The organism is Psychrobacter sp. YGAH215, assembly GCF_007280595.1.
Classification (GTDB): Bacteria; Pseudomonadota; Gammaproteobacteria; order Pseudomonadales; family Moraxellaceae; genus Psychrobacter; species Psychrobacter faecalis.
On record NZ_VKLR01000007.1, the window covers coordinates 107,748 to 124,797 of the forward strand.

Here is a 17,050-nt window from a genome sequence, read left to right on the forward strand (position 1 = left end):
TCGTTTGACAACATTAATTTATATATAATGCTTGCAACTATAACTAAATTATTAATAGCATGGTTTTACTCAAAAAATTTTGTCTTCAGTTAGCCTTTTAATTGGCTATTTTCGCTGAAGTGGCTTGCTATGGTAGAAAAATATAGGCGATATCACGCCAAAGATATAGTGATGTATAGGGTAACATGCCTGCCTACCACGCCATAGTTTGTTTGTTCAATACTAGGTATTTACGAAATGAATATCAACTATCATTCCTCGCAACTAGTTAACTTTTATTTGAACAAATTTAGCTAAATTTATAGCCTGCTTTTTGCATTTCTATAGATTTTGAGCGATATAAACATTTATGGTTAATCACTACCATTAAATGAATCTGCGTGAAAATATACGGTTATAATCAATTATATAGACATGCGCACGATATAGCATGCCCTCTTACATACAAGCAACGTATTGTTAATACAGCCTTACTTTCATTGACTGACGCACCACTGCCCATCAACAATAGCTTTTAAAATATCAGTTTTGTGATGCTAGCTTTATAACTGACAGTTTAATACTGATAACCTTGAATAAAAAACACCACCTAATGAGAGGTGGTGTTTTTTTAACAGCGCTATTATAAAGCTAATTACCAATAAATGGTAGACTAACCTGCTTGATCGATCAGTAAATTGCGCAGATGACCGATGGCTTTGGTTGGATTTAGGCCTTTTGGACATACAGATACGCAGTTCATGATTCCGCGGCAACGGAATAAGCTGAATGGGTCTTCTAAACGTGATAGACGAGCACGGATATCAGTATCGCGGCTGTCAGAAACGAAACGGTTGGCATTCAATAGTGCTGCTGGACCTAAGAACTTATCAGGGTTCCACCAGAATGATGGGCAGCTGGTTGAACAGCACGCACATAAAATACACTCATACAAACCGTTCAATTTTTCACGCTGTTCAGGTGACTGCAAACGCTCGGTTGCTGGCGCTGGCTGGTCATTGATTAAGAACGGATGAACTTTTTCGTATTGCTCATAAAATTGGTTCATGTCGACGACCAAATCACGAACCACTGGCAAACCTGGTAACGGACGAACCGTTACTTTTTCAGGCAAGGTGTTCATGTTAATCAGACAGGCTAGACCATTTTTACCATTGATATTCATGCCATCTGAACCGCAAATGCCTTCACGGCACGAGCGACGGAAAGTAAGGGTTTCGTCTTCTTTCTTTAGGCGTAATAACACGTCAAGCAACATACGATCTGAATCTAACAACTCAATCGTATAAGTTTGCATGCGCGGCGCTGCGTCCACATCAGGATCGTAGCGATAGATTTCGATGGTGCGAGTACCTCGGCTCATAATGCTAAACTCCACACATTGGTGATGCGGGCTAACAAGCGTACAGTCTAAAGACTGCTATTTATCAGCGCTAGTATGACTATTTCATAGCACTGATAAAAGCTTATCGCTGGCGCTCACCTTTTATTAAATAAGGGATAAAACGTTAATTCTATGTATATACAAAACTGTATGCTCAAAACTACAAGGGCTAGAATTAATAAACGCGAACTTTTGGCTCGACATAATCGACCGTCAATGGCACTTTACGTACAGGCTTATAGATAATACGATTGCCTTCAGAATACCATAGGGTATGCTTCATCCAATCATTATCGTTACGGCCGTTTGGTGCATAATCATCATCTTCTGGGCGATCGTAGTCAGACACACTGTGCGCGCCGCGGCTTTCATGACGGTTAGCGGCCGATATCATCGTCGCTTTTGCCACTTCATACAAGTTGGCTACTTCAAATGCTTCGATACGCGCGGTATTAAATACTTGTGATTTATCAGCCAAATGGATTTGGTCGATTTTATCAGCAAGCGCTAGAATCTGCTTAACGCCTTCATCCATCATCGCCTGCGTACGGAATACACTGGCATGCTTTTGCATAATGGCGCGAATCTCGTCAGCCACGTCTTGCGCATTGTAGCCTGAAGTTGATTGTTGCAATTTGTCTAAACGACGCACAGTGAAATCAAGCACGTGTGGATCAAGCGGCTTGTAGTTATGGTCAGCATGATGGAATTCATCAACGATATGCTTACCAGCAGCACGACCAAAAACCAATAAATCAAGTAGCGAGTTGGTACCTAAGCGGTTGGCACCATGCACACTAACGCACGCACACTCACCGATTGCATAAAGACCTTTAACGACGTTGCCTTTGGCATATAGACCGTCTTCATCGGTACCCGCTTCTAGATCCGGTACAATCACTTGACCATGAATCGTGGTTGGAATACCACCCATCATATAGTGAATGGTTGGGATAACTGGAATTGGCTCTTTAGTGATGTCAACGTTGGCGAAGTTTTTACCAATCTCGAAAACTGATGGCAGACGCTTCATGATGGTGTCGACACCCAAATGGGTCATATCCATTACGATATGGTCAGCGTTTGGACCACAGCCGCGACCTTCTTTGATTTCTTGGTCCATTGAGCGTGATACCAAGTCACGTGGTGCCAAGTCTTTCACGGTGGGCGCATAACGCTCCATGAACGCTTCACCATCTTTATTACGTAAGATAGCGCCTTCACCGCGGCAACCTTCGGTCAATAGTACGCCCGCACCATGAACGCCCGTTGGGTGGAACTGCCAGAATTCCATATCTTGCAATGGAATACCTGCACGAACCGCCATGCCAATACCGTCACCCGTATTGATATAAGCGTTGGTAGAAGCCGCAAAGATACGACCAGCACCGCCTGTCGCTAATACAGTGATTGGTGATTGGAATACCGCTACCGTACCAGTTTCTTGCTCAAGCGCGATAACGCCATTGATGTTACCGGCCTCGTCTTTGATCAAATCAAGGGCGATCCACTCGATAAAGAACTCAGTACCTTGCTGCAAGTTTTTCTGATAAAGCGTATGCAATAGCGCGTGACCCGTACGGTCAGCAGCAGCGCAAGCACGTTGTACAGCTTTTTCGCCATAGTTTGAGGTATGACCACCAAATGGACGCTGATAAATGGTGCCATCTTCGTTACGGTCAAACGGCATACCCATGTGCTCAAGCTCATATACTACTTTCGGCGCTTCACGGCACATGTACTCAATGGCGTCTTGGTCACCTAACCAATCTGACCCTTTCACGGTATCATAAAAGTGAAAGTGCCAGTTGTCATTACTCATGTTACCCAAACTTGCGCCGATACCGCCCTGCGCTGCAACGGTGTGTGAACGGGTTGGGAATACTTTGGTTAAGACTGCAACCTTCATGCCCGCTTCGGCCAAATGCAATGAAGCACGCATACCTGAGCCGCCGCCACCAACGATGACCGCGTCATAGTTCAGGGTTTTAATATTGCTAATGGTATTATCTTGTCTAGTTGCCATTACGGTTTTCCTAATGCCTGTTAATGCTTAGAAGTAAATAAAAAGGCTGATGTCTATGCTGGTTTCTGTCTTATCATGCGGCAACGTCGGCTAATATTTGCGCTCACGCTACTGAAAATAATTTCAACCATCAAAATCTGCTATCAATACCTTTTAACCACTTAAATTGCATATCTATCGTTATATTGGGCTTATCTGTTTATTTAACTATCGGTCTAACTGTCATGCAACTGCTTAATAATGCACTGGTATCAGTGATAAGTTAAATTGAGAAATACCCAACGCTATGATTGGCTCTGTCTATTTTGGCTACTAACGGATTTTATTCTCTAAACGCTTTTAAATCAGTAAGGCTATAAATGCGGTTAGATTCATCCGTTATTATTCATCGATATATGGCTGCTAATACTACGCTTATAAATAGCCGATGAATAAATATTTACCGGTATGATAAAAAGTTAAACAGCAACAACACCGAAGCCGTTACCCCAAAAAATCATAATGCCCCAAAATAGGAAGACTAAAATAGCGATAATCATCAATGTTTGTAAAAATAAACGCAGTTTAGGCGCGCTTTCACCCATCTTGCCAGAGGTAATATAGTCGGTAAATACCGTCCACATACCGACCCACGCGTGACCAGCCAATGCCAAAATAGCCAACAAGCTGAACAGACGCATCGGTAAACTGGTCATAAAATCAGACCATTCAATGAAGGTTACATTGCCATGGGTTAAGAAAAAGCCCAGCAACACCACACTGTAAACGGCTAGAATAACCGCACTGATACGTTGGACCATCCAATCACGGGTACCTGAGCTTGTTAGACCGGTGGCGCTTTTGATTCCTGAATCATTTTTTATCATTAGAACATCACCCATACAAATGACGCGACAATTAAAATCGCTGCAATCACTAAGCTGACAACAGACGCCATACGCGCCGATTGTAGCTCTTCATTTTGACCATTATCAGCAAATAAATGCTTCACGCCCATCACGAAGTGATAAGCAATGGCGGCGACGAAAATCCACGCTAAAAAGCGAATAAAGACATTGTCAAACACGGTTTCAAAACTCTCAGGCGATGCCAAAGAGTTCTGTAATAACCACAGCATGACTGGGATAAGTAGAAATAAAACAATGCCAGAGATACGATGCAAGATAGAAGCAATTGCAATCGGTGAGCGGTTAACGCTAATCACTTGGCTTAAGGGCAGATTAATAGGTCGGTTGCTTTTCACAGCGGGCATCCTTTTTGCGGTTATACTCCTGTATCAGCTATCAACGCATTATATGAATACTATTTATCAATACTATTCTACAAGCAGCAAGCAACACATGAGATGAATAAAGTAAGGAAGGGCTAGCTGACGTCCTTTCATTTGCGCTAAATATGCAAGGTCGATAAGTCTTATTTATCTGACGTTCAGATAAACTCTATAAATAAAATCTATGCCCATAGCGACTGTTTATTTAGTTGCTATTTGGGTCGTTTCCATTTATAAAGTGGTTATAGACTCTCCTATCGCTCACTGAAGTGACAATCCCTTTTTATGACAAATCATTCACGCCCTTTATACAAAATAAAGAGGTTACATGGAGTTCATAATATGGGATAAATCGATTAACTATTCTATTTTTACGACGTTGCATCAACAAAAAAGATAACGCCATAATATCATCTGTAGAGTATCATTTTTTATTAAGGCAAACTTCACTGTTGGCTATTTAAAAATAGAACAGTTAACAAGAATATTCAAACGATAAGTCGGGATTTAGTCTATCAACCGAACAGTCAATCATCAAAAAGTCTCAATAAAGCTGGGCTTTATCAATAGTTTTATCAGAGCAACCTATTCATTTGCGCAAAGCTAGTGCCAGTTAAATCCCTCCAATTATAAAATGACTGCGCCATAATTACAAATTTATCCCCTAAATAGTGGTTATCGGTGATTATTTAACAAAAAGCTAGCTATTGGTAAGACGAATTTATTAGTATTGGTATTTCAGAATCAATTTTTGATCCAAATTAATCTGTCGGCTACTCATACTCTGTCTAACGCATGGTCCATTGGGGCAAATAGTAAAAGCGTTTATTTTACGATAAAGTGTTAATTTCTATAATGTTAATGAGAATCATTACTTTAGAAGTAAACAGCAGACATGCGGTTAATTTACCAAATAGACATATTTTGATACAAAGTTTACAGTCGTTTAGTACGACTAATGCACACCTATTACAGACATTACTGCTAAAAGTCTTTTCAAAACCTCAGTAATTACTGCTAATATAGCCTGCATATTAAATGGGTTAGAATTTTTTGACCGTTTAACAAGTGAAGACGCGAGGGTATGCGTCGATATAATTTTATTCCAACAAGTTAAAAACAATGGAGAGCAGTTTATGGCTGACAACAATGCCAAATTAAGCGTAAATGGTAAAGAATACGAATTTCCTATTATTGAAGGTACTTTAGGGCGTCCAGTTATCGATATTGCTGCTCTACAAGATTCAGGCTTTTGGTCTTATGACCCAGGTTTTAAAGTAACCGCTCCTGTTGAATCTAAGATTACTTACATTGATGGCGGTAAAGGTGAGTTATTACACCGTGGCTACCCTATCGACCAGTTAGCCAACAATGCTGAATACTTAGAAGTGGCGTATGCACTGATTCATGGTGATCTACCAAATGCTGAGCAAAAAGCAGATTTCTATGAAAAGGTTCGTAAGCACACCGGCGTTCATGACCAATTACGTAAATTCTTTGAAGGTTTCCGCCGTGACGCGCATCCAATGGCGATTATGGTTGGTGTCGTTGGTGCCTTATCAGCGTTTTATCATGACAACTTAGACGTCAGCAACGAAGAACACCGTGAAATCACCGCTATTCGTCTAATCGCTAAAATGCCAACGCTTGCAGCGATGAGTTATAAATACTCGCAAGGCGAACCGTTCATGTATCCACGTAATGATTTTAATTACGCAGAAAACTTCTTATACATGATGTTTGCAACCCCTGCTGATGTTGACTACAAAACCAATGACGTGATTACTCGCGCGATGGACAAAATCTTTACTTTGCATGCTGACCACGAGCAAAACGCTTCAACCTCTACGGTACGTCTAGCAGGCTCTACTGGTGCCAACCCTTATGCGTGTATCGCTGCCGGTATCGCTGCCCTTTGGGGTCCATCACATGGCGGCGCTAACGAAGCTGTCCTTGAGATGCTAGATGAAATTGGTTCGGTAGAAAACGTTCCTGAATTTATGGAAAAAGTGAAAAGCCGTGAAGTAAAACTGATGGGCTTTGGTCACCGTGTTTACAAAAACTTTGACCCACGCGCACAAGTGATGAAAGAAACTTGTGACGAAGTATTGGGCGCATTGGGTATCAATGATCCTAAGCTTGAGCTTGCTATGGCACTTGAGAAAATCGCTTTAGAAGACCCGTACTTCGTTGAGCGTAACCTGTATCCAAACGTTGATTTTTACTCAGGCATTATACTTAAAGCCATCGGTATCCCAACGTCAATGTTTACCGTCATCTTCTCACTGGCGCGTACTTCTGGTTGGATCAGCCATTGGTTAGAGATGCATAGCGCTCCGTTCAAAATCGGTCGCCCACGTCAATTATATACTGGTGAGACGCATCGCGACTTCATTAAAGTTGAAGACCGCAAATAGTAAGCTGTTATTGGCAGCATAAAAAATCCCGCGACTGAGCGGGATTTTTTTATGGTCTAAATTCAATAAAATGATGACTACTTATTCTTTATTGAAATTCTTTTAAGGTCTGCTCATATTTTGCAATTTGCTCATCATAACCTTGGATGGTTTCATTAAATTTTGCCATCAGTCTCTCAAACTCTTGCTGTTGGTCAATTTTCATTTGCTGCATATCCATGACCTGTTGGGCTTCTATTTGCTCCCAAACCTGATGTTGGATAATCAAACGCGCCAGCGCCGGACTTTTTGCACTCAATCGACCAGCGATTTCTGCATGTTCAAATAACTGCGGCGTCAAGGTGGCAATGTTAATCAAGGTATCAACTTCTTCTACATTAAGCGGCGTAGTTACAGGTTGATAAAGCGCGTCCATCGCTTGCTGATAACTGTCTATAATCTGCTCATCTGTCAGCATCACAGGTTTGCGCGGCTCAAGACTGATACGCTTAAGCACCGTTAAATCGCGCTCGCCAACCTCGGTACTGGTATTGATATCCGCGTCCGTACTCGCATCAGCGTCAACCTCAGAGTCATTGCTAACGTCTGACTCACTATTGCTATTGTTCGTATCAGCAGCTGAATTCGTAGCAGTTGGTTTTGCTATTCGCTCAGAATCGGTAGTATTTGCAACTGGATTAGCAGCATTAGACGGCTTAGCATTGTCTACTGACGCAGTAGGGGTATTATCTGGCAACAAATCATTGCCACTGTCTGAGGCGTCTGCCGCTTGTAGCGATTCATATTCGGCTTGTAGACGCTGCTGTAAACTTTTCGCTTGCACAAGATACAAGGGTTGAAATTGCTCTATGCGCGCAGCAGCGGAGTCACTTTTACGCATCGGCTGACTGTCCTCTACGCTGGTTTTTTCTTTGGGTTGACTATTATCAGCTACTGGTGCTTCTGCTTGCTGCTGACAGCCGCTTAGCAATAAAATTCCAGTCATGGCGGCCGCTAGCAAGGAGCGCGTACGCGGCGGCATAATTGCTTCATTTAGCGACCTTGTATTTATATAGGTATGATGAGTCTCACCATCAGGCTTTACGAACAAATTTTTAAACATCCGAGTTCTCATCCTTATTAAAAGCAGTGCGCTTATATGCTGAGGCTACTAGCTATTTTATTTTGTCTGTATGTTTAGCAGCTTGTTATTATTATAAAAAGGTTCAGTCATCATATAAATATTATAAGATAAAAGAAAGATTAAACTTTAAATGTCTCATGAGTTTTATGTTCGTCGCGGGTTCTATTATGGTCATGGCTTTTATCGATTTTTTGTGACGCTAAAAATGGAATACAACTTTCAAAACCCTGACAATCGCGACCTTGCTGCCGACTGATAAAATAATCTTGTACCATGCGTGCTTGCTGCTCAATACCATAGTTGAAAAAAGGTTTGCCAGCGGCAAGTACATAATCATAGCGGCGATCAATCATAGCACCGCGCACGACTTTAAGACCTTGCTGCAATTGCCACACATGGGTCAATTCATGAATAAGCCAGCTTTGCTTACCCAATGATGATTGGCTAAAATCTGTGACCCAGTCGTCCGGGTGGAAATAAATATTACCATTAGGACTGACAGCGTAGTTTTTTAGTACCCAGCATGCGGTTTTTAGCTGAACTTGCTCAAGCCGGATACTATCACCAAACACCGAACGAGCCAGTGCTATCTCTCCAGCCGCCAGCTGACGCGAACGCTGCTTGGTAGCATTAAGAGGCCTAGCACGAAGAGACTCAGCGCGTTTAAATAAACGCTTGAAAGCAGATAGCGACAGCATAAATGTCTTACCTCGTATTGGTTGCTCGTTTTATATTTGATAATTTGTCATAACATGATTGGTCATCACTGCTAAACCATTAATAAGGTCGAAATTGCTTAAAACAAAGCCTTTAAGACATAAGCTGTACACTTAGCTGACTTTTATTAACGTAAATCTGCGTTAGCCTAGCTATAGTCACAACAATACAAAAAAAACAGTCGTTTAATTGATAATAGAGATTTTTATGCCACCCAGTTTTCATGCCGATACGCCCCTTGCTCAGCGCATGCGCCCAAAAACGCTCGACGCTATTATTGGCCAAGAGCACCTGTTAGCAGCAGGCGCACCGTTACGGCGCTTGGTTGAGCAAGGGCACCTGCCATCGATTATTTTGCATGGCGAAGCAGGCATTGGGAAGACCACCATCGCGATGCTATTGGCTGATGCGGTTGGCCGACCTTTTCATGCGTTATCGGCATTAAATACGGGCGTGAAGCAATTACGTGAAGTGCTAGAAACAAAAGACTCGTTAAGTTTTGAATCGCCGGTGGTATTTATCGATGAGATTCACCGCTTTAACAAAGCGCAGCAAGATGCGTTACTTGGGGCGGTAGAGTCAGGTGATATTACGTTAATTGGGGCGACGACTGAAAACCCGTCGTTTAGTGTGAATAACGCCCTGCTATCGCGCTGCCAAGTGTATCGTCTAGAGCCGCTCACACCTGAGCAAATCAGCGCCGTATTGCAGCGCGCGCTATTAGAAGACAATATCCTTAAAAACCTGACAGTTGATTTGCAGGCGCAAGAGACGATTAGCCAATTGGCACACGGTGATGCCAGAAAAGCGCTCAATCTATTAGAGCTTGCCATTCAAACGGCAGATAGCAAACAATCGCCATTAATTATCAATGATGAATTGGTCGCTCGGGTCGCTCAGACGGCGCTGGTGCGCTACGATAAAGATGGCGAGCAGCATTACGATATCATCTCGGCCATGATAAAATCTGTACGCGGCTCAGACCCTGATGCGGCGCTATATTGGATGGCACGGATGCTAGTTGGCGGTGAGCCCGCTGATTTTATCGCACGGCGTTTGGTGATTTTAGCCAGTGAAGATATTGGTAATGCCAATCCAAACGCCCTGCTCCTTGCCGATGCTGCACTACGTAGCGTACAGTCTATCGGCATGCCAGAAGCGCGCATTATCTTGGGGCAAGTGGTAGTTTATCTGGCGACCAGCGCCAAGAGTAACAGCACTTATAAGGCCATCAATGCGGCAATGGCCTTGGCAGAAAAAGACGCCTCACCCGTACCGCTACATTTGCGTAATGGCGTGACCAAATTGATGCGCAATCAGGGCTATGGTGAAGGTTATGTATATCCGCACAATTATCCCAATCATTATTATCCGCAAAGCTATCTGCCGAACAATTTAATCGGCACAAGTTTTTATGAATTTGCGGACAATCAGCGCGAGCAGCACAGCAAGCAGTTTATGGACTGGCTAAAAACCCAAGCAGCCAGTAATGAATAGCAGCATATTTGCTTGCATCATTGATAATACTTATCGCTATTTTTAAGCGATTAATAGACATATTGGTAAGATGACGCAGCACAGTAGGATGAAAAGCGTTAAAATAGCCTCATAATGATATATACAAGTCAATTGAGCGCAGCAATTTTATTGCTTATTGCTTATTGCTGTTATTAAGCCACGCCATGCTTTACAACAGCGCTTGACGCCCTCTGCTGCTACAATAGACAAATAATAATTTAACCTTATCATCAAACCCATCTATACATAATAAAATATTGAGACTTCCTATGAGTTTAAATACGATTCCTGAGATTATCGAAGACATTCGTGCTGGTAAAATGGTCATCTTGATGGATGACGAAGATCGCGAAAACGAAGGCGATATCATCATGGCCGCGACCCACGTGCGCCCTGATGATATCAACTTTATGATTACCCACGCGCGTGGTTTGGTTTGCTTAACCTTGTCAGAAGCGCGCTGCCAACAGCTGGCATTGCCGCTCATGTCTGACCGCAACGAGGCAAAATTTAGCACCAACTTCACCGTTTCTATTGAAGCGGCTGAAGGCGTGACCACAGGTATTTCTGCCGCTGACCGCGCTCGTACCATTCAAGCAGCAGTGTCTTCTTCAGCAAAACCAGAAGATATCGTCCAGCCTGGGCATATTTTCCCGATTATGGCTCAAAATGGTGGCGTCCTGCACCGTGCCGGTCATACCGAAGCAGGTTGTGATTTGGCTCGCCTAGCAGGGTTGGAGCCAGCAGCCGTTATCGTTGAGATCATTAAAGACGATGGCACGATGGCGCGCCGTGATGACCTTGAGATATTTGCTAAAGAGCATGGTCTTAAAATCGGGACGATTGCCGATTTGATTAACTACCGGATTGCCAATGAGCAAACGGTCGAAGAGGTTGAATCCCATCCGTTTGAGACCGAATACGGTACCTTTACCTTGCATCGCTTCCGCGAGTTTGGTGCAGACGAAACTCATTTAGCTTTGGTAAAAGGTGATGTCAGCGAAGGCGTCAGTACCGTTCGTGTACATGGCTTCCATCCTTTACGTGACTTGTTTGCGGCGAAAAACGACACCACTGGTCGTAGCGGCTGGAGCGTACGCTCAGCACTAGAAGAAATAAACAATTCAGAGCGCGGCGTGTTGGTTTGGATCGGCAATCATCAGCCGATTGACTTGGGAGAGGCATTGGATAAAGCGGCTGAAAATCAGTCCATGTCTACCATCGCTCAGCAGCCTTATCGCAGTATCGGGGTTGGCGCACAGATTTTACGTCATTTGGGCGTACGTGATATGCGCTTACTGTCGTCACCAATGAAGTTTTATGCGCTGTCAGGTTTTGATTTAAATGTAGTAGACTTTGTTCATGCGCCTAAGCAAAAATGAAGCTTAGAAATTAAAAGGCACAGCAACCTGAAAAAGGCACGCTAATATCATTTAGCGTGCCTTTTTATTTTTAACGGTATCATTTTAGTGATATTGATACTTAATAATTTGGCCGGCTTTTCAAAGTTTTTAAATTTTTTAAAATTCGGGCGTATGGTTAAATTTTGCCTCTAGTTTCAATAACCGCTCACGCTCCTCATTGCTCCACGGCAATTTATCCTTACCATCACTGTCTAAACGGACGATAACGGCATCAGCGATCGCGACAATCGCCTCTTGAGCACAGCTATAATAGCTATATTCCATCACGATACTGGTATTGCCCAAGCGCTGGCAACGCACGCCTAATAATAACGTATCGGGATAGGTCACCGGGCGTAAATACTGACAGCTTGATTGCGCCAATACTGTCACCATACTGCCATCAAACATACCTAGCGCTTGCAGATAGCCAATCCGTGCTGACTCCGCATAACGATAATAGACCACGTTATTTAGATGATTAAAGGCATCCATTTCGCCCCAATGGATCGGCTGCTGATGAATGATTGGATAATGCGCTAGCTCGCTAGGACGGCTATCATCTACGCCATTATTATTTGCGTTTGTGTGTTGTTCAAAAGCACTCATCACTGCATTTCTCTTATTTTTTTATAGAATTTCAAAAACGACAATTAACGCTTAGGCTTATCTAAAATTTGCGTGGTCAATAATGGCGTTGGCTGTGGCGCCGTGGCAATCAGGCGATCTAACCAGTCAACAACTTCTGCGATATTATGAGGGGCAGATTTGGTTTGATCTTTATCTTTAGAAGTTGCGTTGCTCGTTGTTTGAGCGTTTTTATTATCGGTAGCGGATTTTGACGCAGACGTATCTACTAAGGTTTGTAGCTGTTTACGTGCTTGCCGCAGATAGCCAACCAGCTGATCTTTTTCACGCATATTGCTTGCTTGACTGGCAAGGTTTAAAGTCATAATCACTTCATGAATGATAAGCTCTTTGCGGGTGACGCCGACATCGTTAGCGCTAGTATTAGACGCGCCAGCTGCACGAGCAGGACGCTGATAATTATGCAAAAACGCTTGGATATTTTGAATGGCTAAGTTTTGTAGCTGCCAAGGACTCGGCTGCGAGCTTCTTGCTTGCAAGCGTTCTATGTCTTTCATCAAACTTTGCTTAATTACCACGGTAAGCGCAGGCGCAATCTCATTACTGCTTTGAGACAGTTGCCAATGCAGACCGCGCAACAAGTCAATCGCCGCACTCTCGTTATTATCCGCCAATAATCTATCGGCCGCCTGTATCTGAATGCGCAATAAATCAAGCTGGTTTTGCGCTTGGCTACTAGCAGCGACGCGCGGCTCTGGCAGCGTCTGCTGACTCATCGCAAAGATGCGATCGTCCATCTCATTTAGGCGGCTGACGACTTGCTCATTACTTTGCAAGCGCTCATTTATACTGCGCTCAAAGCGCTGTTGACTAATAAACAACCACAGCAGAGCAGCAATAAGCAATAATATGACCAGCCATTGCAAACGTACCAAAAACATATTTGCTTGCCGGCGCTGCTGAATAGCAGAAGGCTCCTTAGCTAACGAGTCAGAATTCATGGACATAAGGCAGCACCGTTGGTGAATAATTTTTTAAGCAAATATAAAATAAATGGCTTGAGAAAAGGAAGTGTTTTTTAACTGCAACCAACTAGCGGTGTATGGATTGCCGCAACAATGGTTTCGGGCGCCAAATCTTCCACGCGCCAATAACTTAAATCCTGACTAGCAACCATATTGGCTAAGCGCTCACCTAGTACGACATAAGCAAAATCGTTGAGTTGCAGCGGCGCACGGTTTGATTTTTCTGCATTGGCTTTTTGCGCTGCCACTTCTGTAACAATCGCTTGCCAATGCTCAAACGCTGTGCCACTACTGACAATCACGATGGGTCTGGGCTGCTCAGACTTTTGGCTAAGATACTGGGCGTACCATTCTTTATACTGCGCCATAGCATCATTGGGCATTTTGCGCTCATACCAAGCGATGCTATCGATATGGACACCGCGCGCCTGTAAGGTATTGACCAATAAACGCCGCCCGCCAAGCCCGCGCCATACCAGCAGCTTATCACCAGCCTGCAGGCTGTCAATTTCTGGCATCGCTAACATACCTTCATTATTAGCAATCAGAGGTTGCAATACTTGATAATTCGTCGCATCGAGTTTAGCGTCATTTAATACCGCTGCCGTGGCTTCTCCTACCGCTATCAGATGGCTTGGTGCTGTTAAACCTTTAAAACTAACGTCTTTTTGCGCGCTATTATTTACCTCAGCCAATTGAGCTTGGCGTTCATGCTCAAGCGCCTGCCAAACGGCTAAGCCAGAAGCTGCTGCTGTCGGACTTACAATAACAAGCGCCTGATAATCACCGGCAAACCATTGGCGCATCAATGCCATGTCTTGCTCGGTCGTTGGCCGCGCCTCTAAGGACAACATTGGTATATCAACCACTGAAAATCCTGTCGCCTGCAAATGATTGGTCAGCGGCGCCGCACGTTCAACTGGACGCGTATTGATGACCACTGGCGGCAGCGATGCTGGCTTATTAATGGTTTGGTTTGAAGCAGTAGACTCAGAGGATGACCAAGACATAAACATACCGTGACAGAAGTTTTGGAAAGTAAGCTTACGCATACAGTCATTGCAGCGACTTTATGCGTAACTGGACAGCGACATTTTATTGTTATGCAACTTAAAAGTTATTTTATAAGCTTTATTTAGACTGATAAATCGCTGATAAAATATCACCCGCACCAATGGCTAGTAGCATCTCAGCGACTTCAATACCTAACTGATTGGCTTGCGCTTCTTGTTCGACTTGACTGCCAGTTAAGGTCAAGCGTTTATCAGCTTTGAGTAGCTCGCTACCGTCTTCTTGACCGACGCGGCCGCGTAGCCATAATACATTACCATTGTCGTTATTACCGTTTTGGCCATTGTTTTTGCTACTGCTATCGTCGTCTGCATCAGCCATTTGTAACACAGCATAAGCGGCAATCGGCACTTGGCAACCGCCTTGTAAATGACGGTTTAACGCACGCTCAGCGATAAGACGGATACGAGCTTTGTCATCGTTTAACGGTGCCAGCAGTTTTAACACTTCGTCATCACCTTCGCGACATTCAATCGCAAGTGCCCCTTGGCCAACCGCTGGCAAGCAAACATCAATATCCAGCTCACTACGAATGCGCTCGTCATGCTCGATACGCTGTAAACCACTGGTTGCCAAAATAATAGCGTCATACTCGCCGGCATCGAGCTTACCTAAACGCGTACCAACGTTGCCGCGCAGGGTCTTGATTTGTAAATCGGGACGATAGGCTTTGATTTGACATTGACGACGCAAGCTTGCGGTACCAACCACTGCTCCCTGTGGTAACTCATCGATATTATGATAAGTATTCGATACAAAGGCATCGGTTGGCGAAGCGCGTTTACAATAAACACCAAGCGTCAAGCCTTCTGGCAATTCCATCGGCACGTCTTTTAAAGAATGTACCGCGATATCTGCCTGTTTATCATATAACGCCTGCTCAAGCTCTTTAACAAACAAACCCTTACCACCAATTTTTGCCAGCGGCGTATCCAAAATCTTATCGCCTTTGGTGACAATTTTTAGCAGGTTAATGGTCAGCTCAGGATACAGCGTCAGTAGGCGGTCACGAATGTGCTCCGCTTGCCATAATGCCAATGGACTTTGGCGGGTGGCGATATTTAAGGTAGTCAAAGCAGGTTGCTGCATGGTGCTCATAAAAGGCCTCAATAGATTCGATATAAAATCGCGTTGCTGAATAACAGTTACTTAACGACAACCGCTCAACAACGGTCGCTCAACAACAAAGGATTCATTATCTTTACAATAATGCGAATGTATAGTCAAAATACCCTAAAAACGCTACGGTATTGCTGATATCAATTTTTCGTAGCCTCTGTCTGCGCAGGCACAGCAAGCAAGAAAAATTGATATCAGCAGTGCGTGATGCATTGATATTACTTTTCTCTCACTATAGTATTCAATATAAACGTTAAATGTCTTTAAACTGAGTGCTACAAAAAAATACCCCTATTTAAGCATAAATAAGGGTTTGATGATATGGCAGGATTATTTCAACAGATTACTGCGCTTGCTGCTTAGTGCATTCTAGGATAGTTTACCTGTAGACAGTTTGCCGCTACATATTTTGAATTTTTTCACGTAAAGCCGGTAGATTGCGGCGACTGACTGCTAAAGTTTCATCAATACCTTTAAAGTGCAGCTGAAACTGTCCGGCATCGAGTGTTTCTAAAAAATCTAGATATTTAATATTGATAATGGCGTTGCGATGGACTCGAAATAACTTGCCTTCAAATTCTTGCTCAAGCTCTTTTAACGTATCATCAATAAGTACAATGCCGTCTTTGTGGCGTACTTTGACATACTTTTGATCGGCGGTAAAATAGTAGATGTCTTTGAGCTCAATCAGCTCTACACCGCGGTGGGTACGCGCCACGATATGTTCGCGCACTGGGCGCGCGGTTGGATTCTCAAGTTTGCGAATCTCGTTTAATTGCGCCGCATTGAGATTGGTGGCTTTTTTTAGCGCCTCGAGTAATTCATCTTTATTGGCAGGTTTTAACAGATAACCGATGGCGTTGGCTTTGAGCGCCGCGATGGCATAATGGTCATACGCCGTGACAAAGATAATGGCAGGTGGATGGTTTAACGTTGCAAGCTCTTGCGCGCACTCGACGCCATCCATCTCTGGCATGCGAATGTCGAGCAATATAATGTCTGGTTGCTCAGATTTTACGGCGATAATGGCCTCTATGCCCGTTTTTGCTTGGGCAACCACTTCATGACCTGACTCTTTGACTATTCTAACCAAACGCTCGCGAGCTAAGGGCTCATCATCACAAACAACAATCCGCATTCAAACTCCTTTATAAGTGCCTACCTATAAATCTTTTAAAGTATTAATAACCTATCAATCTTTAACACTTATCCCTTAGTAAGAATGCAACTCCCTACTTAAGGTATAAACCAACTGCCATACTTGTGCAAGCCACGAATCTAACTTTGCCGTTTAAATGCTTTAGCCGTGCATAACAGCTTAGACTGTGCAATAAATATGCCACGATAAATACTTTGCAATAAATGACTGACGCTTACAATTTAGAGAAT

Annotated in this window: 14 protein-coding genes; 3 read left to right on the top strand and 11 right to left on the bottom strand. The window is 43.5% G+C overall.

From position 1 onward, the window contains the following. Positions 1-652: 652 nt before the first annotated feature. From FOR85_RS04050 to sdhC, 4 genes are all read right to left on the bottom strand, one after another. Entirely contained in the window at positions 653-1,363 is a 711-nt protein-coding gene (locus FOR85_RS04050) for a succinate dehydrogenase iron-sulfur subunit (RefSeq protein WP_144296830.1), read from the bottom strand. 196 nt (positions 1,364-1,559) lie between these two features. Beyond that, positions 1,560-3,410 (bottom strand): succinate dehydrogenase flavoprotein subunit, encoded by a 1,851-nt coding sequence (gene sdhA / locus FOR85_RS04055; protein ID WP_068407838.1) that lies wholly within the window; start codon positions 3,408-3,410, stop codon positions 1,560-1,562. A gap of 458 nt (positions 3,411-3,868) precedes the next feature. After that, positions 3,869-4,273 (bottom strand): succinate dehydrogenase, hydrophobic membrane anchor protein, encoded by a 405-nt coding sequence (gene sdhD / locus FOR85_RS04060; protein ID WP_102077800.1) that lies wholly within the window; start codon positions 4,271-4,273, stop codon positions 3,869-3,871. 2 nt (positions 4,274-4,275) lie between these two features. Next, entirely contained in the window at positions 4,276-4,662 is a 387-nt protein-coding gene (sdhC, locus tag FOR85_RS04065; protein ID WP_082894375.1) for a succinate dehydrogenase, cytochrome b556 subunit, read from the bottom strand. 1,154 nt (positions 4,663-5,816) lie between these two features. Between sdhC and gltA the strand changes: the two genes are divergently transcribed. Beyond that, positions 5,817-7,097 carry a citrate synthase gene (gene gltA / locus FOR85_RS04070; RefSeq protein WP_144296831.1) on the top strand — a complete coding sequence of 427 codons (1,281 nt, stop codon included), beginning with the start codon at positions 5,817-5,819 and terminating at the stop codon, positions 7,095-7,097. An 88-nt stretch (positions 7,098-7,185) separates the two neighbouring features. Here gltA and FOR85_RS04075 read toward each other — a convergent pair whose 3' ends face one another. Both FOR85_RS04075 and FOR85_RS04080 read right to left on the bottom strand, forming a co-directional pair. Beyond that, complete coding sequence (locus tag FOR85_RS04075; RefSeq protein WP_144296832.1) at positions 7,186-8,199, bottom strand: hypothetical protein; 1,014 nt, start codon at positions 8,197-8,199, stop codon at positions 7,186-7,188. 140 nt (positions 8,200-8,339) lie between these two features. Beyond that, positions 8,340-8,918, bottom strand: a complete 579-nt coding sequence (locus FOR85_RS04080) for a type IV secretion protein Rhs (protein WP_223808498.1) — start codon at positions 8,916-8,918, stop codon at positions 8,340-8,342. Positions 8,919-9,144: 226 nt separating this feature from the next. Here FOR85_RS04080 and FOR85_RS04085 point away from each other — a divergent pair, with 226 nt between their 5' ends. Next, the gene (locus FOR85_RS04085; protein WP_144296833.1) at positions 9,145-10,434 is read left to right on the top strand and encodes a replication-associated recombination protein A; all 1,290 of its coding nucleotides are present in this window, start codon (positions 9,145-9,147) and stop codon (positions 10,432-10,434) included. Between the two features lie 290 nt (positions 10,435-10,724). Then, on the top strand, positions 10,725-11,837 hold the full coding sequence (ribBA, locus tag FOR85_RS04090) for a bifunctional 3,4-dihydroxy-2-butanone-4-phosphate synthase/GTP cyclohydrolase II (RefSeq protein ID WP_144296834.1): 1,113 nt from the start codon (positions 10,725-10,727) through the stop codon (positions 11,835-11,837). A gap of 138 nt (positions 11,838-11,975) precedes the next feature. Here ribBA and FOR85_RS04095 read toward each other — a convergent pair whose 3' ends face one another. From FOR85_RS04095 to FOR85_RS04115, 5 genes are all read right to left on the bottom strand, one after another. Beyond that, positions 11,976-12,467: a thioesterase family protein gene (locus FOR85_RS04095; protein ID WP_144296835.1), complete on the bottom strand. Its 492-nt coding sequence runs from the start codon at positions 12,465-12,467 to the stop codon at positions 11,976-11,978. Between the two features lie 44 nt (positions 12,468-12,511). Further along, entirely contained in the window at positions 12,512-13,453 is a 942-nt protein-coding gene (locus FOR85_RS04100; protein WP_144296836.1) for a hypothetical protein, read from the bottom strand. 71 nt (positions 13,454-13,524) lie between these two features. After that, on the bottom strand, positions 13,525-14,481 hold the full coding sequence (locus FOR85_RS04105) for a uroporphyrinogen-III synthase (RefSeq protein ID WP_144296837.1): 957 nt from the start codon (positions 14,479-14,481) through the stop codon (positions 13,525-13,527). A 121-nt stretch (positions 14,482-14,602) separates the two neighbouring features. Further along, positions 14,603-15,640, bottom strand: a complete 1,038-nt coding sequence (gene hemC, locus FOR85_RS04110; protein WP_144296838.1) for a hydroxymethylbilane synthase — start codon at positions 15,638-15,640, stop codon at positions 14,603-14,605. 421 nt (positions 15,641-16,061) lie between these two features. After that, positions 16,062-16,799 (bottom strand): LytTR family DNA-binding domain-containing protein, encoded by a 738-nt coding sequence (locus tag FOR85_RS04115; protein ID WP_144296839.1) that lies wholly within the window; start codon positions 16,797-16,799, stop codon positions 16,062-16,064. Between the last annotated feature and the right edge of the window lie 251 nt (positions 16,800-17,050).